Origin of the sequence: Pseudomonas aphyarum (assembly GCF_028657055.1) — a bacterium.
Classification (GTDB): domain Bacteria; phylum Pseudomonadota; class Gammaproteobacteria; order Pseudomonadales; family Pseudomonadaceae; genus Aquipseudomonas; species Aquipseudomonas aphyarum.
Map to the genome: position 1 here is coordinate 81,580 of NZ_JAMDGS010000002.1, position 26,903 is coordinate 108,482.

The 26,903-nt window shown below is 61.3% G+C and carries 23 protein-coding genes; 12 read left to right on the top strand and 11 right to left on the bottom strand.

The genetic code is table 11. The features are described from left to right. The first annotated feature begins 7 nt into the window (after positions 1–7). Positions 8–3,652: a transporter substrate-binding domain-containing protein gene (locus M5G18_RS02050; RefSeq protein WP_273898443.1), complete on the top strand. Its 3,645-nt coding sequence runs from the start codon at positions 8–10 to the stop codon at positions 3,650–3,652. Between the two features lie 48 nt (positions 3,653–3,700). Further along, positions 3,701–6,643: an HD domain-containing phosphohydrolase gene (locus tag M5G18_RS02055; protein WP_273898444.1), complete on the top strand. Its 2,943-nt coding sequence runs from the start codon at positions 3,701–3,703 to the stop codon at positions 6,641–6,643. On the opposite strand, the gene M5G18_RS02060 is transcribed toward M5G18_RS02055, so the two are convergent. Both M5G18_RS02060 and M5G18_RS02065 read right to left on the bottom strand, forming a co-directional pair. Beyond that, the gene (locus M5G18_RS02060; RefSeq protein WP_011335287.1) at positions 6,644–7,126 is read right to left on the bottom strand and encodes a GAF domain-containing protein; all 483 of its coding nucleotides are present in this window, start codon (positions 7,124–7,126) and stop codon (positions 6,644–6,646) included. It abuts the gene before it with no gap. Then, a complete protein-coding gene (locus tag M5G18_RS02065; protein ID WP_007955716.1) occupies positions 7,123–8,013 on the bottom strand; it encodes an ATP-binding protein in 891 nt (296 codons plus the stop codon). Before M5G18_RS02065 ends, M5G18_RS02060 begins: the two co-directional genes overlap by 4 nt. A 124-nt stretch (positions 8,014–8,137) precedes the next feature. Here M5G18_RS02065 and M5G18_RS02070 point away from each other — a divergent pair, with 124 nt between their 5' ends. Next, on the top strand, positions 8,138–10,501 hold the full coding sequence (locus M5G18_RS02070; RefSeq protein ID WP_420793313.1) for a hybrid sensor histidine kinase/response regulator: 2,364 nt from the start codon (positions 8,138–8,140) through the stop codon (positions 10,499–10,501). Here the strand turns inward: M5G18_RS02070 and M5G18_RS02075 are convergent. From M5G18_RS02075 to msrB, 3 genes are all read right to left on the bottom strand, one after another. Beyond that, a complete protein-coding gene (locus tag M5G18_RS02075; RefSeq protein ID WP_273898446.1) occupies positions 10,485–10,946 on the bottom strand; it encodes a MarR family winged helix-turn-helix transcriptional regulator in 462 nt (153 codons plus the stop codon). The two genes, M5G18_RS02070 and M5G18_RS02075, sit on opposite strands and share 17 nt — an antisense overlap. Next, the gene (locus M5G18_RS02080) at positions 10,943–11,428 is read right to left on the bottom strand and encodes a glutathione peroxidase (protein ID WP_273898447.1); all 486 of its coding nucleotides are present in this window, start codon (positions 11,426–11,428) and stop codon (positions 10,943–10,945) included. Before M5G18_RS02080 ends, M5G18_RS02075 begins: the two co-directional genes overlap by 4 nt. 102 nt (positions 11,429–11,530) lie before the next feature. Beyond that, positions 11,531–11,926, bottom strand: a complete 396-nt coding sequence (gene msrB, locus M5G18_RS02085; protein WP_011335291.1) for a peptide-methionine (R)-S-oxide reductase MsrB — start codon at positions 11,924–11,926, stop codon at positions 11,531–11,533. Between the two features lie 225 nt (positions 11,927–12,151). Here msrB and M5G18_RS02090 point away from each other — a divergent pair, with 225 nt between their 5' ends. Further along, positions 12,152–13,363: a pyridoxal phosphate-dependent aminotransferase gene (locus M5G18_RS02090; RefSeq protein ID WP_007955711.1), complete on the top strand. Its 1,212-nt coding sequence runs from the start codon at positions 12,152–12,154 to the stop codon at positions 13,361–13,363. A gap of 303 nt (positions 13,364–13,666) precedes the next feature. After that, positions 13,667–14,554, top strand: a complete 888-nt coding sequence (htpX, locus tag M5G18_RS02095) for a protease HtpX (RefSeq protein ID WP_007955710.1) — start codon at positions 13,667–13,669, stop codon at positions 14,552–14,554. A gap of 59 nt (positions 14,555–14,613) precedes the next feature. On the opposite strand, the gene M5G18_RS02100 is transcribed toward htpX, so the two are convergent. Continuing rightward, positions 14,614–15,267: a thiopurine S-methyltransferase gene (locus M5G18_RS02100; protein WP_273898448.1), complete on the bottom strand. Its 654-nt coding sequence runs from the start codon at positions 15,265–15,267 to the stop codon at positions 14,614–14,616. A 102-nt stretch (positions 15,268–15,369) separates the two neighbouring features. Here M5G18_RS02100 and M5G18_RS02105 point away from each other — a divergent pair, with 102 nt between their 5' ends. Further along, on the top strand, positions 15,370–16,137 hold the full coding sequence (locus tag M5G18_RS02105) for a DODA-type extradiol aromatic ring-opening family dioxygenase (protein WP_273898449.1): 768 nt from the start codon (positions 15,370–15,372) through the stop codon (positions 16,135–16,137). A gap of 77 nt (positions 16,138–16,214) precedes the next feature. Here M5G18_RS02105 and M5G18_RS02110 read toward each other — a convergent pair whose 3' ends face one another. Beyond that, complete coding sequence (locus M5G18_RS02110; RefSeq protein ID WP_007955707.1) at positions 16,215–17,888, bottom strand: DEAD/DEAH box helicase; 1,674 nt, start codon at positions 17,886–17,888, stop codon at positions 16,215–16,217. Between the two features lie 422 nt (positions 17,889–18,310). On the opposite strand from M5G18_RS02110, the gene M5G18_RS02115 reads away from it, so the two are divergent. After that, positions 18,311–19,102: a crotonase/enoyl-CoA hydratase family protein gene (locus M5G18_RS02115; protein ID WP_007955706.1), complete on the top strand. Its 792-nt coding sequence runs from the start codon at positions 18,311–18,313 to the stop codon at positions 19,100–19,102. Between the two features lie 3 nt (positions 19,103–19,105). Here M5G18_RS02115 and M5G18_RS02120 read toward each other — a convergent pair whose 3' ends face one another. After that, a complete protein-coding gene (locus M5G18_RS02120; RefSeq protein ID WP_273898450.1) occupies positions 19,106–19,861 on the bottom strand; it encodes a spermidine synthase in 756 nt (251 codons plus the stop codon). 150 nt (positions 19,862–20,011) lie between these two features. Here M5G18_RS02120 and M5G18_RS02125 point away from each other — a divergent pair, with 150 nt between their 5' ends. Further along, positions 20,012–21,358 (top strand): class II 3-deoxy-7-phosphoheptulonate synthase, encoded by a 1,347-nt coding sequence (locus M5G18_RS02125; RefSeq protein ID WP_007955704.1) that lies wholly within the window; start codon positions 20,012–20,014, stop codon positions 21,356–21,358. A gap of 17 nt (positions 21,359–21,375) precedes the next feature. Here M5G18_RS02125 and M5G18_RS02130 read toward each other — a convergent pair whose 3' ends face one another. Then, complete coding sequence (locus M5G18_RS02130) at positions 21,376–22,596, bottom strand: winged helix-turn-helix domain-containing protein (RefSeq protein WP_273898451.1); 1,221 nt, start codon at positions 22,594–22,596, stop codon at positions 21,376–21,378. Between the two features lie 64 nt (positions 22,597–22,660). After that, positions 22,661–22,876 carry a DUF1127 domain-containing protein gene (locus M5G18_RS02135; protein WP_085700039.1) on the bottom strand — a complete coding sequence of 72 codons (216 nt, stop codon included), beginning with the start codon at positions 22,874–22,876 and terminating at the stop codon, positions 22,661–22,663. 97 nt (positions 22,877–22,973) lie between these two features. On the opposite strand from M5G18_RS02135, the gene M5G18_RS02140 reads away from it, so the two are divergent. Next, complete coding sequence (locus tag M5G18_RS02140; protein WP_007955701.1) at positions 22,974–23,828, top strand: LysR substrate-binding domain-containing protein; 855 nt, start codon at positions 22,974–22,976, stop codon at positions 23,826–23,828. Here the strand turns inward: M5G18_RS02140 and M5G18_RS02145 are convergent. Then, a complete protein-coding gene (locus M5G18_RS02145) occupies positions 23,818–24,567 on the bottom strand; it encodes a sulfite exporter TauE/SafE family protein (protein WP_085744971.1) in 750 nt (249 codons plus the stop codon). The two genes, M5G18_RS02140 and M5G18_RS02145, sit on opposite strands and share 11 nt — an antisense overlap. 112 nt (positions 24,568–24,679) lie before the next feature. Between M5G18_RS02145 and M5G18_RS02150 the strand changes: the two genes are divergently transcribed. The 3 genes from M5G18_RS02150 to M5G18_RS02160 all read left to right on the top strand — a co-directional run bounded on the left by M5G18_RS02150 (position 24,680) and on the right by M5G18_RS02160 (position 26,876). Further along, a complete protein-coding gene (locus M5G18_RS02150) occupies positions 24,680–25,636 on the top strand; it encodes a LysR family transcriptional regulator (protein WP_273898452.1) in 957 nt (318 codons plus the stop codon). A gap of 83 nt (positions 25,637–25,719) precedes the next feature. Then, on the top strand, positions 25,720–26,184 hold the full coding sequence (locus M5G18_RS02155; RefSeq protein WP_047295464.1) for a MarR family winged helix-turn-helix transcriptional regulator: 465 nt from the start codon (positions 25,720–25,722) through the stop codon (positions 26,182–26,184). A gap of 272 nt (positions 26,185–26,456) precedes the next feature. Beyond that, the gene (locus M5G18_RS02160) at positions 26,457–26,876 is read left to right on the top strand and encodes an organic hydroperoxide resistance protein (RefSeq protein ID WP_034155242.1); all 420 of its coding nucleotides are present in this window, start codon (positions 26,457–26,459) and stop codon (positions 26,874–26,876) included. Positions 26,877–26,903 lie beyond the last annotated feature (27 nt).

Genomic DNA, 26,903 nt, shown 5'->3' on the forward strand with positions numbered 1-26,903 from the left:
AGTCAACATGCCCAGCCATTTAAAGAGTTTTCTGATTGCATTGAGTGCATGCCTTGGTCTGAGCACGCCTGTCACCGTTGCATCGCCCACTTTTCAGGACTTTGCCCTGCTCGCGCGCTCGACCGACAGATCGATTCCGGCCTTGTTCGAGCCATCGCAAGTGACGTGGCTGCACGCTCGCAATGAGTTGATTCTGGGAGCCTCAGCTCCCGACTATCCGCCCTTCGACATGACCACCAGCGGTCACGACTTCGAGGGGTTCACGGCGGATTACGCCGGACTGATTGGCCAGGCGACCGGCCTGCCGGTCAAGGTCAGGCGCTTCGCTTCGCGAGAAGCCGCGATTCGGGCATTGCTCGACGGCAGCATCGACATGCTCGGTACGTCCAACGGGTTCGAAGCGGAAAACGCCGACATCGTGCTGTCCAGACCCTACGCCGTCGATCAACCGGTTCTGGTCACACGCGAAGGCGAAAACCGTTCACTGACCGAAGGTCTCGCCGGCCTGAGGCTGAGCATGCTCTACCACTATCTGCCTCTGGACGAGGTGAAGGCGATGTACCCCAAAGCCCTCATCACGTCCTATCCGTCCTACCAGAACGCAATCAACGCGGTCGCATTCGATCAGGCGGATGTGTTTCTCGGCGACACCATCTCCACGCACTACATGATCAGCAAGGGTTACCTGAACAACATCCGCATGGCCAATTTTGGCAAGCACGAAGCACACGGTTTCAGCTTCGCCGTGCATCGCAACAACGCGCAGCTGACCGGCATCATCGACACCGTGCTCAAGGCTGTCCCGGGCAGCGAGCGCGAAAACATCGCCAAGCGCTGGAGCGTCGGCAGCGACACACTGCTCACCGACCAGAAGCTGCAACTGACCCGACGCGAAGAACAATGGCTGAAAAAGCATCCGGTGGTAAGTGTGGTCGTCAACGAGGCCTTCGCTCCGCTGACGTTCTTCGACAGTGAGGGCAACTTTCGCGGCATCAGTGCCGACCTGCTCGAACTCATTCGCCTGCGCACCGGTCTGCGTTTCGAGATACGCCGCAGCCGCAGCGATGCAGAGATGATCAAGCAGATTGAAAATCACCAGGCCGACCTGATCGCCGCCCTGCTGCCCACCAGCCAACGCGAAGAAACCCTGACCTTCAGCCGTCCCTACCTGGAAAACTCCTACGTGCTGCTGACCAGAAAAGCGGCCGACAGCCCGACACACCTGGGCCAGCTCAAGCGCAAACGGCTGGCGATCGCCCAGGGCAATCCGATGATCGAATACCTGCGCACCGAATTTCCACGTATCCAGCTGATCGAAACGCCGGACACCTTCAGCGCCGTGGCACTGCTCGACGAAGGTCAGGTCGAGGGCGCGGTGAACTCGCTGGTCATCGCCAACTACTTCATCACATCCCGCATTTTCGAACAGCCATTGCAGATCACCACCACCATCGGCACGCGCCAGGCGGCTTTCTCGCTGGCAACCGCCCGGGACAACACGGAACTGGGCTCGATCATCGACAAGACACTGATGAGCATCACCCCCGAAGAACTGGGCATCATCAATGGCCGCTGGCGGGGTTACTCGAGCGTTTCGCAGGGCACGTGGCGTCAATACCAGCGTTTTTTCTATCAAGTGATCGGCGGCGCCTGCGTGCTGTTGCTGCTGTCGCTGTTGTGGAATGCCTACATGCGCCGCCAGATCAGACAACGCAAGGCGGCCGAACGGGCCTTGAACGACCAACTGGAATTCATGGGTTCACTGGTCAACGGCACACCCCACCCCATCTACGTGCGTGACCGCCAGGGCATGCTGCAAAGCTGCAATGACAGCTATCTCGAAGCGTTCAATGCCCGCCGCGAAGACGTCATCGGCAAAAACGTGATGCAGGGTGCATTGAACAATGCTTTCGAGGCCCAGACGTATCAGGCCGACTATCAGCGCGTGATGGCCGAGGGCAGACCTTTGGTGCTCGACCGGCCGCTGCAGATTGGCAACCGGCAACTGACGATCTATCACTGGATCCTGCCGTACCGGGATTCCAGCGGTGAAGTTCAGGGAATCATCGGCGGCTGGATCGACATCAGTGAACGCCGCGAGCTGCTCGACGAACTTCGCGCAGCCAAGGAACGGGCGGACGATGCCAACCGGGCCAAGAGTACGTTTCTGGCGACCATGAGCCACGAGATCCGCACCCCGATGAACGCCGTGATCGGCATGCTCGAGTTGACGCTCAAGCGCATGGATCAGGCTCATCCGGATCGCTCGGGCATCGAAACGGCCTACCACTCGGCCAAGGACTTGCTGGGCCTGATCGGCGACATCCTGGACATTGCCCGCATCGAATCCGGGCGGCTGAGCCTGAACCCCGAGCGAATCAACCTGATCGATACCGTCGGCTCGGTGGTCAGAATCTTCGAAGGTCTCGCCCGGCAGAAACAGCTCTCACTGACCGTGTCCGTCTCTCCCCCTGAACTGAATGTCGATGTGCACCTCGACCCTCTGCGCTTCAAGCAGGTGCTGTCGAACCTGATCAGCAATGCCATCAAGTTCACCGAAGCAGGACACATCAGAATAACGCTGGACGTTCTACCCACGGATGACCACGAGCGCTCGGTGATGCAGTTGACCGTACAGGACAGCGGCATCGGGATCACGACGCAGGATCAGTCGCGCCTGTTCGAACCCTTCGCCCAGGCCGGCAACGGCGGGCAGCGAACCGTCAGTGGTGCGGGACTGGGGCTGGTCATCAGCCGCAACCTGTGCGAGATGATGAGTGGAAAACTGCGGTTGAGCAGCCTCCCCGGAATCGGCACCCAGGTCACTGTTTCTCTGCCGGTGGCGATCCTGCCTGCGCAAGTGGCGAGAGCTGAAGAGGAACCGCAGATTCAGGCCCCCCTCATTCCGTTGACGGTTCTGGTGGTCGATGACCATCCGGCCAACCGGCTGCTGATGTGTCAACAGCTTGAATACCTCGGCCATCGTTTCTGTATCGCCGAAGATGGCCTGCGCGGGCTGGAACAGTGGAAAAATGGCGAATTCGATCTGGTCATCGCCGATTGCAACATGCCCGTCATGAACGGTTACGACCTGACCCGGGCGATTCGTCAGCACGAAAAGCTCACTCGTCGCCCGGCGTGCACGGTTCTGGGATTCACCGCCAATGCCCAGCCGGAAGAGATCCTGCGCTGCAAACAGGCGGGCATGAACGAGTGCCTGTTCAAACCCCTGAGCCTGAACAGCCTGAGCCAATGGGTCGACAGTGTTCAGCCGTTGTTCCGTGCGCCGGTGTTCAATCTGCAAGGGCTCACGCTGCTGACCGGCGGCAATCCGTCCCAGACTCACCGCTTGCTGGCAGAGCTGCTCAACAGCAGCCGCCTCGACCGACAGGAACTACAGGCCCTGTCCGTCACCCGGGATCCCCCTGCGCTGGCCGTCATCGCCCACAAGATCAAAGGCGCCGCGCGCATTGCCCAGGCCTCGCGCCTGATCGACAGTTGTGATGCGCTTGAGCAGGCCTGCCTGCAAACATTGCCGGCTGACGAAATCGAGCGCCGCTGCCAGGCCAGCCGTCTCGCTATCCTGGAGCTGGAGCAGGCACTGGAGCAGCAACTGGCCCGGATCGCTAAAAGCAAAGTGACCGGGGTTTAACTATGCTTGGACGCAGAGCAGTGTGCTTACCTACACGGAGAGTCCGCAATGCCCAGCCCACTGCGCCCGGAACAACGCCGGTTTCCGCTGCATGTGCATATCAGCGTCATGTTCACCTTTCTGCTGCTGCTCACCGGGGTGGTGCTGGGTCTGTTCAACTATCGGCAGACCACTCAGATCATCCTGTCGAGCAGCGAGAAACTGTTCAACCGTATCGAGCAGGATGTACGTCTCGATCTGCAAGCCACCTATGCACCGATCCGGCATCTGCTGAGTCTGCTGGCGGACACCCCTGCCACCCGGTCTTCCGGCCTCGAACAGCGTCTGGCGCTGCTAAAGCCGTTCAGCCAGTCACTGACGGACAATCCGGACCTGGCCTCGCTGTACCTGGGTTATGGCAACGGCGATTTTTTCATGGTTCGACCTCTGCGCACGGCGGCGCTGAAAACCCTGCTCAAGGCGCCGGACGCGGCTGCGTTTCAGGTCTGGAGCATCGAACACGACGCCAGCGGTCAGGCGCATTCGCAGTCGCTGTTCTTCGACCAGGCCCTGTCTCCGGTCGGCCAACAGGACAACCCAACCGATCCCTATGACCCCCGCAGCCGTGCCTGGTATATAAACGCGCGGCAACAGGCCGAACAGATCACCACCGAACCCTACGTCTTCTTCTCCACCCACAACGTTGGCACAACGCTGGCCCGACGCAGCGGTGAAGACGCCGTGATCGGCGCCGACCTGACCCTCGACGCACTCTCCGCAACCCTGATCAAACACGTGGTGACACCGGCCACGGAAATCGTCCTGTTCGACGCCGAAGGCAACGCCGTGGCCTACCCTGACAGCAGCCGGCTGATCGTCGATGACCGCACGGCGCGCCTGGCCAAGGCTGCCGACTTGAGCCCCGCCCTTGGCGCCTTGTTGTCCGGCCATCAGGGAAATCGGCTCAAGGCCGATGGCCGACTATGGATCGTCGCCCGCAGCCAGTTGCAGGAAGGCGGGCCGAAAGGTTTGCAGATGGCATTGCTGGTGCCGGAGGACGAGTTGCTGGTCGATGCCTATCGCATGCGCTGGCAAGGCGCGCTGATCACCTTGGCTACTCTGCTGTTGTGCCTGCCGCTGGGCTGGCTGATCTCGCGAATTCTGGTCAAGCCGCTGCATGCGCTGGTCAAGGAAGCCGACGCAATTCGCAGTTTCGATTTCAATTTTCCCGTGACCCGTCGATCACCGGTGCTGGAGGTCGACCAGTTGAGTCTGTCGATGGCCCGCATGAAAGACACCCTGGCCAGCTTCTTCCGGATCACCGACAGCCTGACCGCCGAAACCCGCTTCGCCCCGCTGCTGCAACGAGTCCTGTTCGAGACGGTGCAGATCGCCCAGGCCCAGGCCGGTCTGATTTATCTGCGCGAAAACGATGGCAATCGGATGGAGCCCTACGGACTGGTGGTCGACGGCGCGTCCCAAGCCCTGGCCGCGTTCGATATTCAGGGGCGCAACCTTGACGCCACTGAGAGCCCCGAATGGTTCCGGCAACTGGCGAACGCCAACACGGTGGTGAGCAATCTGGGTTTTGAACAGGCCACCGACCTGCAGAAAGTACTGCTGGCCATGGAGTCGCCAAGGGTTCATCTGATCGGTATCCGCCTGCATAACCGGCACAACGAAACCGTCGGCCTGCTGGTGCTGCTGATCAATGACAGCGGCACGGCAAGTGATATGGAGAAGCTGCGGCCCGACCGCATCGCCTTCCTGCAGGCGGTGTCCGGGGCCGCGGCGGTGAGTATCGAAAGCCAGCGCCTGCAAGCCCGGCAGAAGCAACTGCTGGACGCGTTCATTCAACTGCTCGCTGGCGCCATCGATGCCAAGAGCCCCTACACCGGCGGGCATTGTCAACGGGTGCCGGAGCTGACCCTGATGCTCGCCCATGCCGCCGCGGCCAGTGAGGCCCCGGCCTTCAGCGATTACCAGCCGAACGAAGACGAATGGGAGGCCCTGCACATCGCTGCGTGGCTCCACGATTGCGGCAAGGTCACGACCCCGGAATACGTGGTCGACAAAGCCACCAAACTGGAAACCCTGAACGATCGCCTGCACGAAATCCGCACCCGCTTCGAAGTGCTCAAGCGCGATGCCTGGGTCAGCTACTGGCAAGCTCTGGCCATGGGCGGCGAAGAACAGCCACTGGCCGATCTGCGCGAATCGACCCTGACAACACTGGATGATGATTTTGCATTCGTCGCCCGCTGCAATCTGGGCAGCGAAGCGATGGCCGAGGCTGATCTGCAACGTCTGCAAGGCATCGCGCAACGCCCATGGACGCGCACGCTGGATGATCGACTGGGCCTGTCATGGGAAGAGAATCGGCGTCAGTCACGCACCCCGGCACCGACCTTGCCGGTCACCGAACCGTTGCTGGCAGACAAGCCCGAGCATCTGCTGGAACGCGCCGAGGGCGAGTTGATTCCAGAGGACAACCCGTGGGGCTTCAAGCTCGACGTCCCGCCGTATAAATACAATCGCGGCGAGCTGTACAACCTGAGCATCCCCCGGGGCACCCTGACCCGCGAAGAACGCTACATCATCAACCACCACATGGTGCAGACGATCCTGATGCTCAGCCACCTGCCCTTCCCCGGGCATTTGAACAGCGTCGCGGAAATCGCCGGCGGGCATCACGAAAAGATGGACGGCACCGGTTATCCCAAGCGCCTGAAACGCGAAGACATGAGCCTGCCGGCGCGCATGATGGCGATTGCCGATATTTTCGAAGCCCTGACCGCCGCCGACCGCCCGTACAAAAAAGCCAAGTCCCTCAGTGAAGCGCTGGGGATCATGGCCACCATGTGCCGCGAGGCGCACATCGATGCGGAGTTGTTCGGGCTGTTCATCCGCGATGGCGTGTATCTGCAATACGCCACGCGGTTTCTCGATCCACGGCAGATCGATGCCGTGGAGCCGGCGGCCGTGCTGCTCAAGGCAGGCCTTACAGCGTGATCAGCAGTCGGTCAGACGCAGGAAGATCGCCGCCAATTGTTCGATGCCGGCCTGATCGTCGGCACCGAAACGCGCGAGCTTCGGACTGTCGAGGTCGAGCACGCCGATCAGGCGACCGTCCTTGACCAACGGCACGACCAGTTCGCTGTTCGACGCGCTGTCGCAAGCGATATGGCCAGGAAACGCGTGAACGTCTTCGACCCGTTGCGTCTGCAAGCTGGCAGCCGCCGCGCCACACACGCCACGGCCGAACGGAATGCGTACGCAGGCGATCTGGCCCTGAAACGGGCCGAGCACCAGCTCTTCATTGCGATTGAGGTAGAAACCGGCCCAGTTCAGGTCATCGAGCTGGTTGAACAGGAACGCCGAAAACTGCGCAGCGTTGGCGATGAAATCGCGCTCGTCCGCCAGCAGCGACTCCAGTTGCGCGGCCAACATGCCATAGCCTTCGAGGCCCTGGCCGCTCTGTTGCAAATCAATCATGCCTTGTGCTCCAACAATTTCAGTCCCACCCAGTAACGGGCGAATTGGTACGCGCAACGTCCGTTGCGGTTGCCACGGCCGGTTGCCCAGCGCACGGCGAGAATGTCCAGTTGTTCGTCGCGCTCCCAGCTCAGGCCGGCCTTGGCGGCCAATTGGCCGATCCAGTGTTCGACGACGTTGAGGAAATGTTCCTGGGTAAACGGATAGAACGACAGCCACAGGCCAAAGCGATCCGACAGCGCGATCTTGTCTTCCACTGCTTCGCTCGGATGCAGCTCGCCATCGACGCGCTTCCAGTTTTCGTTGTCGCTTTCCTTTTCCGGCACCAGATGGCGACGGTTGGAAGTGGCGTACAGCAACACGTTGTCCGGCGCCTGTTCGAGCGAACCGTCCAGCACGCTTTTCAGCACGCGATAGTCGCCTTCGCCGGACTCGAACGACAGGTCATCGCAGAACAACACAAAACGCTGCGGCAGCTTGGCGATCTGCTCCACAACGCGTGGCAGGTCCGCCAGGTGATCGCGCTCGATTTCGATCAGACGCAAACCGGCCTTGGCGTGTTCAGCCAGCAGCGCGCGGACCAGCGACGATTTACCGGTGCCACGCGACCCCCACAACAGCGCATGGTTGGCCGGCATGCCGTCGAGAAATTGCTGAGTATTACGGCCCAGTTGCTCAAGCTGCCGGTCGACGCCGATCAGGTCCGACAGGCGCATGTCGAGGCTGACTTCCAGCGGCAGCAGATAACCGCTGCGACCGTCACGCTGCCAGCGTGCGGCGAGGCAGGTACCCCAATCGATGACCGGGCGTGGAGCCGGCAGCAGTGGTTCGATTCGCGCCAGAACCGACTCGGCGCGTTCAAGAAAAGCATTCAATCGGGAATCCACGTCTTCTCCTCGGGCTCGTTCACAGTAATGATGGCGGTGCAGCGATGACAGACAGCGTCCGATACCTGTCCCGGGCCTTGTTACAAGGCGCTTCGGGAACCCCGGAATCCGTGCATGATCGACTATGCTTGAGCAGCGAAGGGAAACGGAAGTGGTTCAACACCCCATGGATATCAAATTCACCCACCGGCTGTCGTACAAACAGGCCCGGCTTACCGTGCTGGTCGGGTTCATTCTGGGCACGCTGCTCAGCCTGCTGCAAATCGGCATCGATTATGCCAGTGAAGACGCGTCCATCAACCGTGAAATCCTGTCTTTGCTGGAAATCAGCCATAACCCGGCTTCGCGCATCGCCTACAACATCGATGCCGAACTGGCGCAGGAACTGACCCTGGGCCTGCTGCGCTCGCCGGCGATCATTTCCGCACAACTGACCGACAACAATCAGACGGTGCTGGCCAACGTCAAACGGCCGGAACTGCAAAGCGGCTACCGGATGATCAGCGACTTCCTGTTCGGCGCCAAACGCCAGTTCGAAGACCGCCTCTACCTCGATCACTTGCCCAACGAATCCCTCGGCACCCTGAAACTGGAAGTCGACACCTACGCGTTCGGCAGCCGCTTCCTGCGCCGGGCGGAAGTCACGCTGCTCAACGGGTTTGCCCGCAGCCTGATTCTCACCGGGATCCTGCTCGCGCTGTTCTACGTGATGCTGACCAAACCGCTGGTGCGGGTAATCCGCGAACTCAGCGGCCGCGACCCGCGCAGCGCCGAGCCGACCACCCTGGTATGTCCGGGCGGGCACGCCAATGACGAGATCGGCGTGCTGGTCAAGGTTGCCAACCAGCAGTTCGAAAACATCGCCACGGAAATCCAGCAGCGGCGCAATGCGGAAAACCGTCTCACCGACTACCTCGCACAACTCGAAGACATCGTGTCCGCGCGGACCGCCGAGCTCAAGGCGATCAACGCGCGGCTCAGCCAGTCCAACCAGGAACTGGAAGTGGCCCGCAGCACGGCACTGGACATGGCCGAAGCGCGTTCAGCCTTTCTCGCCAACATGAGCCACGAGATCCGCACCCCGCTCAACGGCCTGCTGGGGATGATCGCCCTGTCGCTCGACGGCCCGCTCAACGCCGAACAGCAGCAGCAACTGTCGATCGCCCACGACTCGGGCAAGGTATTGGTGGAGCTGCTCAACGATATTCTCGACCTGTCGAAATTCGATGCCGGGCAACTCGAGCTGGAACACATTCCGTTCGATCTCGGTTCGCTGATCGAAGACACCGCCAACCTGCTGTCGCAGAACGCGGCGCCGAGCGTCGAGCTGACCTGTCTGATCGATCCGTACTTCCCCGCGCTGGTGCTCGGCGATCCGACCCGGGTCAGGCAGATCGTCAGCAACCTGTTGTCCAATGCGCTGAAATTCACCCGCTTCGGCCGGGTAGATGTGCGCTTGTCCACCTGGAAGGATGGCGTCCGGATCGAGGTTTGCGACACCGGTATCGGCATCGCCCAGGAAGCGCAGGTGAAGATATTCCAGCCGTTCACCCAGGCGGGTGCCGGCATCACCCGCCAGTACGGCGGCACCGGGCTCGGGCTGGCATTGACCTACAACTTGTGCGAAGCCATGCAGGGGCGCCTGACCATCAGTTCCGAAGTGGGTTTCGGCAGTCAGTTCTGCGCCGAGCTGCCACTGCCCTGCCACACCCGAGCGGTGATTCCGCCACCGTTGCACGGCAAGGTGCTGGCGATCACCAATGCGGTCAGCGGGTTGGCGGAGCTGCTGGAAAGCCTGCTGCCGGTCTGGGGACTGACCTACGAGCAGCGAACCCTCGACGACCCGCTGCTCGGCCTGTCCCCCGACGTCATCATCACCGACTGCCCCGAATGCCTGTTCGGCCTGCGCCCGGCGATGACCGCACCGATTCTGCTGGTGACCGCTTATGGCAGCTTCATGCCCGGTGAAGAAGCCGCCGCCCTCGCCCCGTTGCAGCAGCAGGCGCGACCGCTGGCTCGCAACGCGCTGTATCAGAATTTGCGCCGGACACTGTTGCCGGACCTCACCACCATCGACCGCGCACGCCTGGAAAGCGTGCCGTCGCAGCGGCGCGGTCGGGTGCTGTTGGTGGAGGACAACCCGGTCAATCAGCTAGTGGCCAAAGGCATGCTGGGCAAACTCGGGTGTGACGTGGTGGTCGCCGCCCATGGCGTGGAAGCGCTGGATCAGCTGGAACACGACGAATTCGATCTGGTACTGATGGACTGCAACATGCCGGTGATGGACGGCTACGAAGCCAGCCGCCAGATCCGCCAAAGCGGACGCTGGCCGCATCTGCCGATTGTCGCCCTGACCGCCAACGCCATGTCCGAGGAACGCGAACGTTGCCGGGCGGCAGGCATGAGCGACTATCTGGCCAAGCCGTTCCGTCGTGAAGAATTGGCGGCGCTGCTGGACCAGTGGATTCCGACTACGACAGTGCTTTGATCTGCCCCAGCAGGTGATCGAGACCGTCGCGCAAGTCATTGAGCCGATCCAGATCCACCCCGCTGTCGCACAACAGCCGCGCCTTCAACGGCCCGACCTGTTCACGCAGCGCCTGCCCTTGCGGCGTGAGGCTCAGATGAACCTCGCGCTCGTCACGGGCCGAGCGCTGACGCTGGACCAGTTGCAGTTGTTCCAGACGCTTGAGCAGCGGCGTCAGCGTGCCGGAATCCAGTGCCAGACGCTCACCCAGCGCCTTGACCGTCGGTTGCTCCGGCGCGGTTTGCTGCCATTCCCACAACACCAGCATCGCCAGGTATTGCGGGTAGGTCAGGCCGAGCTGGTCGAGCATCGGCTTGTAGGCACGGATCACCGCCCGCGATGCGGCATACAACTTGAAACACAGCTGACTGTCGAGCTTCAGCGAATCGGCGGACAGGCTGTTCATTTGAGCAGGGCTTCGATCTCGCGGCTCAGATCCTGCGGCTTGGTGGCCGGGGCGAAGCGCTTGACCAACTGGCCGTCCTTGCCGATCAGGAACTTGGTGAAATTCCACTTGATGCCCTGGGAGCCCAGCACGCCCGGCGCGCGCTTTTTCAACTGCACGAACAGCGGATGGGCGCCGGTACCGTTGACTTCGATCTTCTTGAACAGCGGGAAGCTGACACCGTAGTTCAGCTCGCAGAACTCGCTGATGGCGCCCTCGTTGCCCGGCTCCTGCTTGCCGAACTGGTTGCACGGGAAGCCCAGCACCACCAGGCCCTGATCCTTGTAGGTCTGCCACAGTTGCTCAAGGCCTTTGTACTGCGGCGTGAAACCGCATTTGCTGGCGGTATTAACCACCAGCACCGCCTTGCCGGCGAAATCGGCGAGGGTCTTTTGCTCGCCTTTGATGGTGGTGCACGGAATGTTCAGCAGGTTATCGCTCATGGTGCGCACTCTTGAAAAATGGGTAGACGGCAAAAATAGCGAGCAATTGAATTGTGTGCAATTTAATTATTCGAAAGGCGACCCGTGGATCGCCCGTATCGGTTACTCGCGCGGCACCAGGTCCAGGCACACCGAGTTGATGCAATAACGAAGGCCGGTCGGCGGCGGACCGTCAGGGAATACGTGGCCCAGGTGCGCATCGCACTTGGCGCATTTCACTTCGGTTCGGATCATGCCGTGGCTGGTGTCACGGATCTCGGTCATGGCGTTGTCGCCGATCGGCGCGTAGAAACTCGGCCAGCCGCAACCGGAGTCGAATTTGGTCTTGGAATCGAACAACGGCTCATTGCAGCAGATGCAGTGGTAAACGCCATCGGTCTTGGTGGCGTTGTATTTGCCGGAGAACGGCCGCTCGGTGGCGCTCAGGCGGCACACGTTGAACTGCTCGGGGTCGAGCATCGCCCGCCATTCTTCCAGGGTCTTTTCAATCTTTTCCATCATCACACCTCAGCGGCTGAAAAAGCCCGATCTGTACCTTTTCCACGGATCGGGCGGCACGTATGATTGCGCCTCGTCACACGCCAGTCTGGCAGCGGGTTCCTGCGCATTCAAACGGATTGTTGGAAACCGCCGCTCGAGACACTTGCCTGTGTGAAGACGCAGGATTCCCAGCACGGTTGTCCACCCGCCGCCTGGATCGTTCATTTTCGGGATCACATCGCCATGCAGTTCAGCAAATCGAACAAGCTCGCCAACGTCTGCTACGACATTCGCGGCCCGGTGCTCAAGCACGCCAAACGCCTGGAAGAGGAAGGTCATCGCATCCTCAAGCTGAACATCGGCAACCCGGCGCCCTTTGGTTTCGAAGCGCCGGACGAAATTCTCCAGGATGTGATCCGCAACCTGCCGACCGCCCAGGGCTACAGCGATTCCAAAGGCCTGTTCAGCGCGCGCAAGGCGGTGATGCAGTACTACCAGCAGAAGCAGGTCGAAGGTGTCGGCATCGAAGACATCTACCTGGGCAACGGCGTGTCCGAGCTGATCGTGATGTCGCTGCAGGCACTGCTCAACAACGGCGACGAAGTGCTGGTGCCGGCGCCGGACTACCCGCTGTGGACCGCAGCCGTGAGCCTGGCCGGCGGTAACGCGGTGCATTACCTGTGCGACGAGGGCGCCGACTGGTTCCCGGACCTGGCCGACATCAAGGCCAAGATCACCCCGAACACCAAGGCGATGGTGATCATCAACCCGAACAACCCGACCGGCGCGGTGTATTCGAAGGAAGTGCTGCTGGGCATGCTGGAACTGGCCCGCCAGCACAACCTGGTGGTGTTCTCCGACGAAATCTACGACAAAATCCTCTACGACGACGCCGTGCACATCTGCACCGCTTCGCTGGCCCCGGACCTGCTGTGCCTGACCTTCAACGGTCTGTCCAAATCGTATCGCGTGGCCGGTTTCCGTTCCGGCTGGATCGCCATTTCCGGACCGAAACACAACGCCCACAGCTACATCGAAGGCATCGACATGCTGGCCAACATGCGCCTGTGCGCCAACGTGCCGAGCCAGCACGCGATCCAGACCGCCCTCGGCGGCTATCAGAGCATCAACGATCTGGTGCTGCCGCAAGGTCGCCTGCTGGAACAGCGCAACCGTACCTGGGAGCTGCTTAACGATATTCCCGGCGTGAGCTGCGTGAAGCCGATGGGCGCGCTGTACGCGTTCCCGAAAATCGACCCGAAAGTCTGCCCGATCCACAACGACGAGAAATTCGTGCTCGACCTGCTGCTCTCCGAGAAGCTGCTGGTGGTGCAAGGTACGGCGTTCAACTGGCCGTGGCCTGACCACTTCCGCGTGGTCACCCTGCCGCGGGTCGATGACCTGGACATGGCCATCGGTCGCATCGGCAACTTCCTCAAGTCCTATCGCCAGTAACCGGCGCTCAGTGCGCAACGGCCCGAACGTTGCGCACTGTCTGATTCAGCAACACTTCTGCTCCGCCCCTCCTCCAGCACCTTCTACACTTGCGACTCATACGAATCATGCGTGCCTGACGCAATGAGACCGGGTGCCGTGTGCCTGTCATCCATACCGGATTCGGCAGTGGGAAATATCCCATGCCCGACGAATCCGGTGTAGGACACAGTTTGAAATAGTCACTCGGTTGAATCGCCAGGTGCAGCACCTTATATACCCCGCAGTACGCTACATCTTTAGCTTGAGGAGATTTCTACAACCATGATGCGCATCCTGCTGTTTTTGGCCACTAACCTGGCGGTCGTGCTGATAGCCAGCATCACCCTGAGCCTTTTCGGCTTCAACGGGTTCATGGCGGCCAACGGGGTTGATCTCAACCTCAGTCAGCTGCTGGTTTTCTGTGCAGTCTTTGGTTTCGCCGGTTCCCTGTTCTCGCTGTTCATCTCCAAGTGGATGGCGAAGATGAGCACCAGCACCCAGATCATCACCCAGCCACGCACCCGCCACGAGCAATGGCTGCTGCAAACCGTCGAGCAACTGTCCCGGGAAGCCGGGATCAAGATGCCGGAAGTCGGGATTTTCCCGGCCTACGAAGCGAACGCCTTCGCCACCGGCTGGAACAAGAACGACGCACTGGTCGCAGTCAGCCAGGGTTTGCTCGAGCGTTTCAAGGAGGATGAAGTGCGGGCCGTGCTGGCCCACGAGATCGGTCACGTGGCCAACGGCGACATGGTCACCCTGGCGTTGATCCAGGGCGTGGTGAACACCTTCGTGATGTTCTTTGCACGGATCATCGGCAACTTTGTCGACAAGGTGATCTTCAAGAACGAAGAAGGCCAGGGCATGGCCTACTACATCGCGACCATTTTCGCCGAACTGGTGCTGGGCATTCTGGCCAGCGCGATCGTGATGTGGTTCTCGCGTAAACGCGAGTTCCGTGCCGACGATGCCGGTGCCCGACTGGCCGGTACCGGTGCGATGATCAACGCGTTGCAACGCCTGCGCGCCGAACAGGGCCTGCCGGTGCACATGCCTGACACCCTGAACGCCTTCGGCATCAACGGTGGCATCAAGCAGGGCTTCGCCCGCATGTTCATGAGCCACCCGCCGCTGGAAGAGCGTATCGACGCCCTGCGTCGTCGCGGTTGATCAAACCGGCGCACCAACGAAAAGGCCCGCAATGATGCGGGCCTTTTTTTGCCTGTCGATTACTCCCCGCAAATCCGGTAGACCCGCTCTTCCAGCCGAGTTACGCCGGCCTGCACGAACTTCCAGCTTTCACCGAGCACATCCTGCTCCTCCAGCATCTCGACACGCCAGACACTGCCCAGCAAACGCTGTACTTCGGCATCGTCTACGGAAAATGGCGGCCCGGGCATCTGCGACTGGTCATAATCCAGCGTCACCAACAGCCCCCGACACGCCGGCAGAATGCTCTGCAGATGAGCCGCATAACGCTCGCGCATCGCTGGCGGCAAGGCAATCACTGCCGCCCGGTCATACAGCGCGGTGCAGCCCGCCACGTCAGCCGCCGTCAGCGAGAAGAAATCCCCGCACCACAACTGGATCGCGCCAGCGCGATAAACCTTGAAGTTACCCTGCTCGCTCACCTGCGGCTGCAATTGCTGCTCGAGGAAGAAGTCCTCCACGGCCTTCTCCGACAGCTCGACGCCGAGCACCTGATGACCACGACCGGCAAGCCAAAGCAGATCCAGGCTTTTCCCACACAACGGCACCAGCACACGCGCCTGCGCCGGGATGGCCAGATCGGGCCAGTGCCGCTGCAAATAGGGGTTCACCTCAGGCTGGTGAAAGCCGATCTGGTTCGATTCCCACTTCTTGTGCCAAAACTCCGGCTGCATGCATCCTCCTAAGAATTCGATCAAAAGGCGTTAAAACTTATATTGGAATTAGATCAATGAACTGACTGAAGATGAGCCATCTTAACGCTCAGGAACCCTTCCATGTTTCCCAGCCTGTTTATCTCTCACGGCTCGCCCATGCTGGCGCTGGAGCCCGGCGCCAGTGGCCCGGCACTGGCGCGGCTGGCGGCCGAACTGCCACGCCCGAAAGCCATCGTCATCGTTTCCGCCCACTGGGAAAGCCATGAACTGCTGGTCAGCAGCCATGCGCAACCGGAAACCTGGCACGACTTCGGCGGTTTCCCCCGCGCGCTGTTTGAAGTGCAGTACCCGGCACCGGGCAATCCGCAACTGGCCCGCGAGGTTGCCGATCTGCTGACCGCCAACAACCTGCCGGCGCGTCTCGACCCGCAACGCCCGTTCGATCACGGCGTGTGGGTACCACTGTCGCTGATGTACCCGCAGGCCGATATCCCGGTGGTGCAGGTTTCCCTGCCCAGCCGTGGCGGCCCGGCGTTGCAGAACCGCGTCGGCCAGGCGCTGGCCAGTCTGCGCGAAAAGGGCATTCTGCTGATCGGCTCTGGCAGCATCACCCACAACCTGCGGGAACTGGACTGGCACGCCGGCCCGGAAAGTGTCGAGCCGTGGGCCCGGGATTTCCGCGACTGGATAGTCGACAAGCTGGCCGCCAACGACGAAGCTGCCCTGCACGATTACCGCCAGCAGGCACCGAACGCCGTGCGCAGCCATCCAAGTGACGAGCACCTGTTGCCGCTGTACTTCGCCCGCGGCGCTGGCGGTGATTTCAGCATCGCCCATCAAGGTTTCACCATGGGCGCACTGGGCATGGACATCTACCGCTTCGGCTGATGCCCGAATCGCAGGCAAAAAAAATCCCCGAGCCAGTCGGGGATTTTTTATGTTCGATCAATCAGCCCAGAGGCGGATCAATCTTCGCGGTAGCGACGCAGTTTCAGCTGCTTGCCGGCAACGCGAGTGTCCTTCAGCTTGGTCAGGAGTTTGTCCAGACCATCTTCCGGCAGCTCGACGAGGCTGAAGCTGTCACGCACCTGGATGCGACCGATGGCTTCACGTGCCAGACCACCTTCGTTGAGGATGGCGCCCAGCAGGTTTTTCGCCGCGATACCGTCACGCGCGCCCAGCGCGGTACGGCAACGGGCACGGCCTTCGCCCAGTGGCATCGGAGCACGACGCTCGCGGTCACCACGGTCCGGACGATCACCGGAACGCTCAGGACGGTCGCCACGTGGAGCGCTGTTCGGCACCAGTGGGCGTTCCTTCTCGATCGCTGCCAGGTTCAGCGCCTGACCATTGGTGGCCTTGCGCAGCAGCGCGGCAGCCAGGGCACGCGGGGTGCAACCGATGTCGGCGGTCAGGCGATCCAGCAGATCACCGTGAGTCGATTCGGCGTCAGCCACCAGCGGCGACAGGCTGTTGGTCAGTTTCTTGATGCGGGCATCGAGAACGGCCTGGGCGTCCGGCAGACGCACTTCGGCAACTTTCTGACCGGTTACACGCTCGATTACCTGCAGCATGCGGCGCTCACGTGGCGTCACCAGCAGCAGCGCGCGGCCTTCGCGACCGGCACGGCCGGTACGGCCGATACGGTGCACGTAGGATTCCGGATCGTACGGCATGTCCACGTTGAACACGTGGGTGATGCGCGGAACGTCCAGACCACGGGCGGCAACGTCGGTCGCAACAACGATGTCCAGACGGCCATCTTTCAGCGAGTCGATGACGCGCTCACGCTGGTTCTGAGCGATGTCGCCGTTCAACGCGGCGGCTTTGTAGCCTTTGGCGTCGAGGGCGCTGGCCAGATCCAGGGTCGCTTGCTTGGTGCGCACGAACATGATCAGAGCGTCGAAATCTTCCACTTCCAGCAAGCTGAGAACGGCAGAGGTCTTCTGGTCAGCGTGAACCAACAGGTGAGCCTGTTCGATCGCGGTAACGGTCTGGGTCTTGCTCTGAATCTTCACGTGCTTTGGATCGCGCAGGTGACGCTCGGCGATGGCACGGATCGATTGCGGCAGGGTCGCCGAGAACAATACGGTCTGACGGGTTTCCGGCATGGCCTTGAAGATGACTTCGAGGTCGTCCATGAAGCCCAGTTTGAGCATTTCGTCTGCTTCGTCGAGAACCAGGTGGTTCACGGTCTGCAGTACTTTTTCGTCGCGACGCAGGTGGTCGCACAGACGGCCCGGAGTGGCGACAACGATCTGTGCGCCATTACGGATTGCTTTCAATTGTGGGCCCATCGGCGCGCCGCCGTAGACAGCCACAACAGTCACGCCCGGCATTTGCTTGGCGTAGGTTTCGAAAGCGGTTGCAACTTGCAGCGCCAACTCACGAGTTGGGGCCAGGATCAGAGCTTGCGGCTCGCGCTTGGACGGATCAATGCGGTGCAGGATAGGCAGGGCAAAGGCAGCGGTTTTACCGGTACCGGTTTGCGCCTGACCAATCATATCGTGACCGGCGAGGATGATCGGGATCGACTGCTGCTGAATGGCCGAAGGCTCTTCATAGCCGGTAGCGACTACTGCAGCGACAATATTGGGATGAAGTTCAAGAGCGGCGAAGCCGCCGATTTCCTGGGTCATGGGTCTGCCTCTAAGTGCATCCGCAAAGACCCATGCTCCAAAGCTGCACATGCCGTGTTGAGACTCAAGAGTCGCCCTGGCAGCTTTGTCGGCGGGGATTTGCGAAAACGAATGAATGAAAAAGAATCGTCAAGGAAGAGCCCGCAATGCGGACGTGCAGCCGAAGCTGACTTCGGGGAATTGCGCTACCTAAACGCGGCCCGGTTAAAGGCCGGCGCGCACTATACCGGAATTTGCCCAAAAAGGGAGCTTTTTTTATCGGTGAAATACAGTTGTCACCGCTGTGTAACGGGGTTTTGCGGATAATCGGGCAAAGGTCTATTTTTCAAAGACCCCGGCCCTGCGGGCGATGGCGCTTAAACGATTCACCGACGTGCGGCATCTGGTCGCTGCACCCTTTCTTCCCCTGCGAGGAAACACCCATGAATCAGCCCTGCCCCGGCCGCGTGAGCCGTGCGCGCCACGGTCACGTGCATTTGATCGGCCTGGATCGCGCCGCCAAGCGCAATGCCTTCGACCTCGACCTGCTCAACGACCTGGCCCTGGCCTACGGTGAATTCGAGGCCGACAGTGACGCACGGGTGGCGGTGGTGTTCGGGCATGGCGAGCATTTCACCGCCGGGCTTGATCTGGTCAACGCCAGTTCCGCCCTCGCCCAAGGCTGGCAGGTGCCGCCCGGCGGTTGCGATCCATGGGGTGTGTTCGTCGGGCCTCGGGTCAGCAAACCGGTGATTGTGGCCGCGCAGGGTTATTGCCTGACCATCGGCATTGAATTGATGCTCGCCGCCGACATCAACCTGTGCGCCAGCAACACCCGGTTCGCCCAGATGGAAGTGCAGCGCGGAATCTTTCCGTTCGGCGGTGCGACGTTGCGCTTTCATCAGATCGCCGGCTGGGGCAATGCGATGCGCTGGTTGCTGACCGGTGACGAATTCGATGCCCATGACGCCTTGCGTCTGGGCTTGGTGCAGGAAGTCATGGCCAGCGAAGACTTGCTGCCGCGCGCCATCGAACTGGCGGAACGGATTGCCCGACAGGCGCCATTGGGCGTGCAGGCGACGCTGATGTCGGCGCGTCAGGCGCGCTATGAAGGCGAGACCGCAGCGGCTAAGAGCTTGCCGCCGCTGGTGAAGAAGTTGCTGGCCACTGAAGACGCCAAGGAAGGTGTGCGCTCGCTGGTGGAGCGCAGGCCCGGCGTTTTCAAAGGTCTTTGAAGATCAGGTCGCCGGACGGATGCAGTTGATCAACGACTGCAACGAGTAACCCAGCTTCGGCACCAGCGCTTCAGCCCGGGCGGTCAGCGCCTGCATGTCCAACGCCTGATCGAGATCCGCCGGCACGATCAGAATCACGTTGCCCTCCTTCACCGGCAGTTCCCAGTAATGCCGGTGATAGAGGCCACGCAGCAGCGCCGCCCCCAAGGGTTTGCCGTCATCGGTGGCCCATTGGTTGATTACCAGCCAGCCGCCAGGATTCAGACGTTTCTGACAATCGCCGAGGAAATTCCACGCAAGGTGCCCGGCGCCTGGGCCGACATCGGTGTACAGGTCGACGAAGATCAGATCCGCAGGTTCGGCAGTCGGCAGCAGTTCGAGGGCATCGCCGACGCGGATGTACAGCCGTGGATCGTCATCCAGCCCGAGGTATTCGATGGCCAGACGCGGTACGTCGGGGCGCAGCTCGATGGCTTCGACATCTTCCAGCGGCAGGAACTTGAGGCAGGCCTGGGTCAGCGTCCCCGCGCCCAGCCCGAGAAACAGCGCACTCTCCGGTTGCTCATGGCACAACGCGCCGATCAGCATCGCCCGGGTGTAGTCGTACTCCAGCCAGCTCGGGTCGGCGGTAAACACGCAGCTTTGCTCGATGGCATCGCCGAACTCCAGAAAGCGGTAGTCGGCCACTTCCAGCACGCGAATCACGCCGAACTCATCCTGTACCTCGGCGAGCAACAGCTCGACGCGCTCCTCAGTCATTTCGTCTCCTGGTGGTCACCGGGCGCGGTGACGCGATGGCACCGCTGTGGTGCCGTGGCAAAGCGGCGATTGTCGGCGAAGCGGCGGGAGCAGGTCACGCACTAATTGCTGCTAACATGGCCGTCCGTGCGTAGAACCTTAGAGACCGTGATGAGCCAACCCTGGAGCCCTGACAGCTGGCGCGCCCTGCCGATCCAGCAACAACCCCAATACCCCGACGCCGCGCATCTGCGCCAGGTCGAGCAGACGCTGGCCAGCTACCCGCCGCTGGTGTTTGCCGGCGAAGCGCGCGAGCTGCGTCGTCAGTTTGCCGAAGTCACCCAGGGCCGGGCGTTCCTGCTGCAGGGCGGCGATTGCGCGGAAAGCTTCGCCGAGTTCTCCGCCGCGAAGATTCGCGACACTTTTAAAGTATTGCTGCAAATGGCGATCGTCATGACCTTCGCCGCCGGCTGCCCGGTGGTGAAAGTCGGGCGCATGGCCGGTCAGTTCGCCAAGCCGCGCTCGGCCAACGACGAGACCATCGATGGCGTGACCCTGCCGGCCTACCGGGGCGACATCGTCAACGGCATCGGTTTCGACTCGGCCAGCCGCGTGCCGGATCCGGAGCGTCTGCTGCAGTCCTATCACCAGTCCACCGCCACCCTCAACCTGCTGCGCGCCTTCGCCCAGGGCGGTTTTGCCGACCTGCATCAGGTGCACAAGTGGAACCTCGATTTCATCGCCAACTCGGCGCTGGCGGAGAAGTACAGCCACCTCGCCGACCGCATCGATGAAACCCTGGCCTTCATGCGCGCCTGCGGCATGGACAGCTCGCCGCAACTGCGCGAGACCAGTTTCTTCACCGCCCACGAAGCCCTGCTGCTGAACTACGAAGAAGCCTTCGTGCGCCGCGACAGCCTGACCAACGACTACTACGATTGCTCGGCGCACATGCTGTGGATCGGCGATCGCACCCGTCAGCTCGACGGCGCCCACGTCGAGTTCCTGCGCGGGGTGAACAACCCGATCGGGGTGAAAGTCGGCCCGAGCATGAACCCCGACGACCTGATCCGCCTGATCGACGTGCTCAACCCGGACAACGATCCGGGCCGTCTGAACCTGATCGCGCGGATGGGCGCGAACAAGGTTGGCGATCACCTGCCGGCGCTGATCCGCGCAGTGCAGCGTGAAGGCAAACAGGTACTGTGGAGCTCCGACCCGATGCACGGCAACACCATCAAGGCCAGCAGCGGCTACAAGACTCGCGACTTCGCGCAGATCCTTGGTGAGGTGAAGCAGTTCTTCCAGGTCCACGAAGCGGAAGGCAGCTACGCCGGCGGCATCCACATCGAAATGACCGGGCAGAACGTCACCGAGTGCATCGGTGGCGCGCGGCCGATCACTGAAGATGGCTTGTCGGATCGCTATCACACCCACTGCGACCCACGGATGAATGCCGATCAGTCGCTGGAACTGGCGTTCTTGATCGCAGAGACGCTGAAACAGGTCAAACGCTAAATCGCGAGGGCGCTGGCTCAGTCAATTTGAGCCAGCGCCATCCGCAACCTCCCTGCACTTTCCCGCTGACAATTGAGCTGCACCTGCTCAAGCCCCAACCAGTCCGCCATCCGCCGCAAATTCAGCGCCAGCGCCAGCATCCCCGCGTCATCCAGTCCGGTTTCTTCCTCGTGCACCGCATGCACTGCCAGCCGGCCCGCCGCCCGTTCGGCGCGCAGGTCAACCCGCGCGGCAATCTGTTCGTTGTGCAGGAACGGCAGCACGTAATAGCCATAAATCCGCTTGTCCTGCGGCGTATATATCTCCAGCCGATAGCGAAAATCGAACAGCCGCTCGGTCCGGCTGCGTTCCCAGATCAGTGAATCGAAGGGTGACAGCAGCGCGCTGGTCTCGACTTTTCGAGGGATTTTCGGCTCGGGCAGGCAATAAGTAATCTGGCGCCAACCGGCGACTTCGCAGGTCAGCAGTTGCCCGTCCTCGACCAGTTCGGCCAGACGCGGGCGGGCATCGGAAGGATTCAGGCGGAAGTAATCACGCAGGTCTTTTTCCGTGCAGACACCCAGCGCCTGCGCTGCATGCAGCAGCAAACCGCGCTGGGCCTCGGCCTCGCCGGGCAATGGCTGTTGCAGCACGGAAGCCGGAATCACTCGCTCGGGCAAGTCATACAATCGCTCGAAGCCACGGCGGCCGGCGACAGTCACTTCGCCAGCGGCAAACAACCACTCCAGCGCATGCTTTTCCGCGCTCCAGTCCCACCACGGCCCGGCCTTTTCCTCGCGGGTCGACAGACTGCCGGCGCCCAGTGCGCCCTGCTCCTCGACCGACGCCAGCACCCGGCGAATGGTGTCCTGCTGCTCGCGACCGAACCGCGCCAGTTGCTGATAGATGTCCTCACCGCGCCTGGCCCGCTGCATGCGCCAGCCCATCAGCGGGTACATCGACAACGGCAGCAACGACGCCTCATGGCCCCAGTATTCGAACAGCGAACGACGTCGCCCCGAACTCCAGGCAGCCTGGTCGAGCAAGTCAGCAGAATAGGAACCGAGACGGGAGAACAGCGGCAGGTAGTGCGAGCGCACCACGGCGTTGACGGAGTCGATCTGCAACAGGCCGAGACGTTCGATCAGCCGGTTGAGGTGCATCGCCTTGACAGCCGGCGGCTGGCGCCCGTGAAACCCTTGGGCAGCCAGTGCCAGACGTCGAGCCTGTTTAAGGGAAAAGGACAGTGTCGCGGGCATGTGTACCTCCATGTCTGCTCGCAACCTACCTCACTACAAAGGGGTTTGTGTAGCGATGGCCTCATCATTTATGCATCGGATCGTCCCAGAACGGCCGCACCGATTCATGTTCGACGTCGGCGCGGCTGACCCCGATGTCCTTCAACGCTTCGTCGCTCAGACTGGCAAGCAACTCGCGTTCGCGGTGAAGTTCGTACCAGCGGCTAAACTTGTGCAGCAGATCGGAAATCAGGTGGACCGGCACTCTGTCATCGCTCACATACACTTTTTGACCTTTCATCGTGTTGCCCTCCTTTAGGGATGGCTCAAGTCTCGCGCCAGCGCTACGATCAATCCAACGAATGTTTCTGATGGCATGCATCACGGAGATTCATCAATTGTCGGCGTACCCCAGTATCGATACCGATGTTCTGCGCACCTTTGTCGCGATTGCCGATCAGGGTGGTTTTACCCGTGCCGGTGAAATGGTCAACCGCACCCAATCGGCGGTGAGCATGCAGATGAAGCGTCTGGAAGAGGACGTGTTGCAGCGCCAGCTGTTCGAACGTGACGGGCGTCAGGTGCGCCTGACCGCTGAAGGCCAGGTGTTGCTGGGCTACGCACGGCGCATCCTGAAATTGCACAGCGAAGTCTTCAACACTCTGCGCGAGCCACACATGGTCGGCACGGTGCGGATCGGCACGCCGGACGATTACGTGATGCGGTTTCTGCCGGGAATCCTGTCGCGCTTCGCGCAGTTCTATCCGCTGATCCAGATCGAAGTGCATTGCGAGTCGACCAAACAATTGCTGCAACGCACGGATCTGGATCTGTCGATCGTCACCCGCGAGCCGGGCAACGAGATTGGCCAGTTGCTGCGCAAGGAGCGCTTCGTCTGGGCCGAGGCGCAGAACTTCAGCGCCCACGAGCAGACGCCGTTGCCGCTGGCGATGTTCAACAGTGATTGCTTCTGCCGCCTGTGGGCCTGCAATGCGCTGGACGCGATGGGCCGCGAATACCGGATTGCCTACAACAGCACCAGCCTGTCGGCATTGATGGCGGTGGTGAGCGCGGGTCTGGCGATCACCGCGCAACTGGAAAGCCTGATCACCCCGGACCTGCGGATTCTCGGGGCCGCCGAAGATCTGCCGCTGTTGCCCGAGGCCAGCATCATGCTGATCCGCAACCTCAACAATCCCTCGCCGATCACCGAATGCCTGGCCGAGCACATCGTCGAAGGCTTCAAACTTTAAAGGCGAGCATCACCGCGCACAGCACCAAAAACCCGCAGAACAGCCCGCGCAGGAGTTTTTCCGGCATCGCGTGGGCCACTTTCACGCCCCAACTGATGCTGGCCAGCCCGCCAATGGCCAGCGGCAGGCCGATCATCCAGTCCACTTCGTGGTGCACCGCATACGTCACCAGCGTGACGCCGGTACTCGGCAGCGCCAATGCCAGCGACAGGCCCTGAGCGACCACCTGAGTAGTGCCGAACAGGCTGGTCAGCACCGGCGTCGCCACCACCGCCCCGCCGACACCGAACAAACCGCCCATGGTGCCCGACGCCGCGCCGAGCACGCCCAGCCACGGCCACGAATAACGCATCTCGGAAGTCGCTGCCGGACGCGCGCCGAACATGCGTACCAGGTTATAGGCCGACAACGCCACGAGGAACGCGACAAACCCGATGCGCATGGTTTGCGCGTCGATGCCCACGGCCCAGATCGAGCCGATCCACGCAAAGCAGAATCCCATCACCGCCAACGGCAATGCATGCCGGAGTTCGATGCGATTGCGCTGGTGATAACGCCACAGCGCCAGCATCACGTTCGGCACCACCATCACCAGCGCCGTGCCTTGAGCGATCTGCTGATCGAGCCCGAACCACACGCCCAGCAGCGGAATGGCGATCAAGCCACCACCGATGCCGAAGATCCCGCCCAAAGTACCAAGGGCGGCGCCAAACAACAGGTACAGCAAAAACTCGATCACAGCAGAATTCCTCATACGTCAGGCGACTCATCCTACGCAGTCGGCGCTGGCACGGAAACGCACAGCAACGCACAATGGCTGTGCCAAATCCGCATAGGCACTGAGCTGATTCATGAATCCCAATCAATTGACCGAACAACTCGGGTTGTTTCTCGATGTGCTGGAAAGCGGCAGTTTCTCTGCGGCTTCACGCCGACATCCGCTGACGCCCTCCGCCGTTGCCCGGCGTATCGACAGTCTGGAAGGCGCTGTCGGCAGCCAGTTGTTCATCCGCAGCACTCACGCGGTGCGCGCCACGCCGGCGGGTCTGGCGTTTGCCGAACGGGCGCGGCGCATCGTGGCGGAGTTGCAATTGGCCCGGGCTGAAGCGGTGTCTCTGAGCAGCGCGCCGGAAGGTCTGATTCGGGTGGATGCGCCGGCAGCATTCGGCCGCCGGCATCTGGCGCCGGTCATTGCTGACTTTCTGGTGCTGTACCCGGGGCTGGATGTGCAACTGCATCTGATCGACAGCTTCGTGGATATGGACGGCTCGAATCTGGGCAAGGTCGATCTGGTACTGCGCGCCGGGCAAATGGCTGACACCCGGTTGGTCGCCACACCGCTGGCGAGCATGGTGCGGATAGCCTGCGCCAGTCCCGATTATCTTAAGCGCCGGGGCGTGCCGAGCGAGCCAGCGCAATTGAGTGAACATGACGGTCTGGATTGGGACGGCCTTGCCCCGCCCTTCGCCTGGCGCTTCGAACAGGACGGGCAGATGCAATTGCACCGCCCGGCGCGGGTGCGCATGAGCGCCAACAACGCTGAGGCACTGGTTTGCGGTGCACTTGCAGGACTCGGGATCGCGCATCTGCCGACCTGGCTGGCCAGCGAATACCTGTTGCGCGGCGAATTGCTGCCGCTGTTCTGTGAAAACGGCCTGCCGAAACCGGAAAGTACCGGCATCTATGCGCTGCGACTGGAGCAACAGGCCAGCTCTCGCAGCCGCCTGCTGCTGGAATACCTCAAGACCCGGTTCAGCCCCGTGCCACCGTGGGATCTGGCACTGCAACGTGAGCTGGGCCGGCACTGACCGACTCGCCACCGGGCACAATTGTCTGGCGCATTAAAGATTCGAGCGCTAGATTCATCTGCATCACCGTTCAAGGCACCGACATGACCACCGACCGCGACACCACCGATCACTGCGAAGACCTGCTGCTCGACAATCAGGCCTGCTTCGCCCTGCATTCCACTTCGCTGATGATGACCAAGGTCTACAAGCCGCTGCTGCAAGCGCTTGGCCTGACGTATCCGCAATACCTGGCGATGATGGTGCTGTGGGAGAAGGATGGTTTGACCGTCGGAGAAATCAGCACGCGTCTGCTCACCGATCCTGGCTCGCTGACCCCGTTGCTCAAGCGGCTGGAAGGTGAAGGTTTGCTCAGCCGAACCCGCAGCCGTGAGGATGAACGCGTGGTGATCGTTGAACTGACTGCCCAGGGACGCGCCTTGAAAGACAAGGCCCGAACCGTTCCGCAATGCATTCTGGGGGCCAGTGGTTTCACGCTGGAGCGCCTGCAAAACCTGCAAGCTGAATTGCAGGCCTTGCGCGGTCATTTGCAGGACAGCCTCGCTTAAGACTCCCCCTTCCCTGTGGGCGCAGCCTTGCGCCTGCAGGCGAATCGCACCTTCCCCGCTGATCCCCGAAAAAAATTTTCCTCTCGTTTTACATTCAAAAAACCTTATACATCAATAGCTTGAGATCACGACCCTGCCCGATCCAAGTGCCGATTCGCGCTTTTTTCAAAAATTTATCTTGCGCGCTAAATATTAGCGAAGTACATTTGCTTCGCACCTAGTTAGCGCGCAAACAATTAGCGCAACAAACCACACTCAATGAGGCTCACACCATGCAAACTCTCTACACCGCAATCGCAACCTCCACTGGCGGCCGTGACGGTCGTGCGATCTCCAGCGACAACATCCTCGACGTCAAACTGGCCACTCCAAAAGAACTCGGCGGCGCCGGCGGCGCGGCTACCAACCCTGAGCAACTGTTCGCCGCCGGCTACTCGGCCTGCTTCATCGGCGCCCTGAAATTCGTTGCCAGCCAGACCAAACGCAAAATCCCGGACGACGCCTCGATCACCGCTCACGTCGGCATCGGCCAGATTCCTGGCGGTTTCGGTCTGGACATCGACCTGCACATCAGCCTGCCTGGCCTGGAACAGGCTGACGCACAAAGCCTGGTCGACGCTGCCCACCAGGTCTGCCCGTACTCCAACGCCACTCGCGGCAACGTCGATGTGCGTCTGCACGTCACCGTGTAATCACTGACACTCAGGCCCGTACAGGAA

Excerpts from the sequence above, each read along its gene's own strand:
- M5G18_RS02050 (WP_273898443.1), top strand. The coding sequence starts at position 8 with ATGCCCAGCCATTTAAAGAGTTTTCTGATTGCATTGAGTGCATGCCTT.
- M5G18_RS02055 (WP_273898444.1), top strand. The coding sequence starts at position 3,701 with ATGCCCAGCCCACTGCGCCCGGAACAACGCCGGTTTCCGCTGCATGTG.
- M5G18_RS02060 (WP_011335287.1), bottom strand. The coding sequence starts at position 7,126 with ATGATTGATTTGCAACAGAGCGGCCAGGGCCTCGAAGGCTATGGCATG.
- M5G18_RS02070 (WP_420793313.1), top strand. The coding sequence starts at position 8,138 with ATGCTTGAGCAGCGAAGGGAAACGGAAGTGGTTCAACACCCCATGGAT.
- M5G18_RS02075 (WP_273898446.1), bottom strand. The coding sequence starts at position 10,946 with ATGAACAGCCTGTCCGCCGATTCGCTGAAGCTCGACAGTCAGCTGTGT.
- M5G18_RS02080 (WP_273898447.1), bottom strand. The coding sequence starts at position 11,428 with ATGAGCGATAACCTGCTGAACATTCCGTGCACCACCATCAAAGGCGAG.
- msrB (WP_011335291.1), bottom strand. The coding sequence starts at position 11,926 with ATGGAAAAGATTGAAAAGACCCTGGAAGAATGGCGGGCGATGCTCGAC.
- M5G18_RS02090 (WP_007955711.1), top strand. The coding sequence starts at position 12,152 with ATGCAGTTCAGCAAATCGAACAAGCTCGCCAACGTCTGCTACGACATT.
- htpX (WP_007955710.1), top strand. The coding sequence starts at position 13,667 with ATGATGCGCATCCTGCTGTTTTTGGCCACTAACCTGGCGGTCGTGCTG.
- M5G18_RS02100 (WP_273898448.1), bottom strand. The coding sequence starts at position 15,267 with ATGCAGCCGGAGTTTTGGCACAAGAAGTGGGAATCGAACCAGATCGGC.
- M5G18_RS02105 (WP_273898449.1), top strand. The coding sequence starts at position 15,370 with ATGTTTCCCAGCCTGTTTATCTCTCACGGCTCGCCCATGCTGGCGCTG.
- M5G18_RS02110 (WP_007955707.1), bottom strand. The coding sequence starts at position 17,888 with ATGACCCAGGAAATCGGCGGCTTCGCCGCTCTTGAACTTCATCCCAAT.
- M5G18_RS02115 (WP_007955706.1), top strand. The coding sequence starts at position 18,311 with ATGAATCAGCCCTGCCCCGGCCGCGTGAGCCGTGCGCGCCACGGTCAC.
- M5G18_RS02120 (WP_273898450.1), bottom strand. The coding sequence starts at position 19,861 with ATGACTGAGGAGCGCGTCGAGCTGTTGCTCGCCGAGGTACAGGATGAG.
- M5G18_RS02125 (WP_007955704.1), top strand. The coding sequence starts at position 20,012 with ATGAGCCAACCCTGGAGCCCTGACAGCTGGCGCGCCCTGCCGATCCAG.
- M5G18_RS02130 (WP_273898451.1), bottom strand. The coding sequence starts at position 22,596 with ATGCCCGCGACACTGTCCTTTTCCCTTAAACAGGCTCGACGTCTGGCA.
- M5G18_RS02135 (WP_085700039.1), bottom strand. The coding sequence starts at position 22,876 with ATGAAAGGTCAAAAAGTGTATGTGAGCGATGACAGAGTGCCGGTCCAC.
- M5G18_RS02150 (WP_273898452.1), top strand. The coding sequence starts at position 24,680 with ATGAATCCCAATCAATTGACCGAACAACTCGGGTTGTTTCTCGATGTG.
- M5G18_RS02155 (WP_047295464.1), top strand. The coding sequence starts at position 25,720 with ATGACCACCGACCGCGACACCACCGATCACTGCGAAGACCTGCTGCTC.
- M5G18_RS02160 (WP_034155242.1), top strand. The coding sequence starts at position 26,457 with ATGCAAACTCTCTACACCGCAATCGCAACCTCCACTGGCGGCCGTGAC.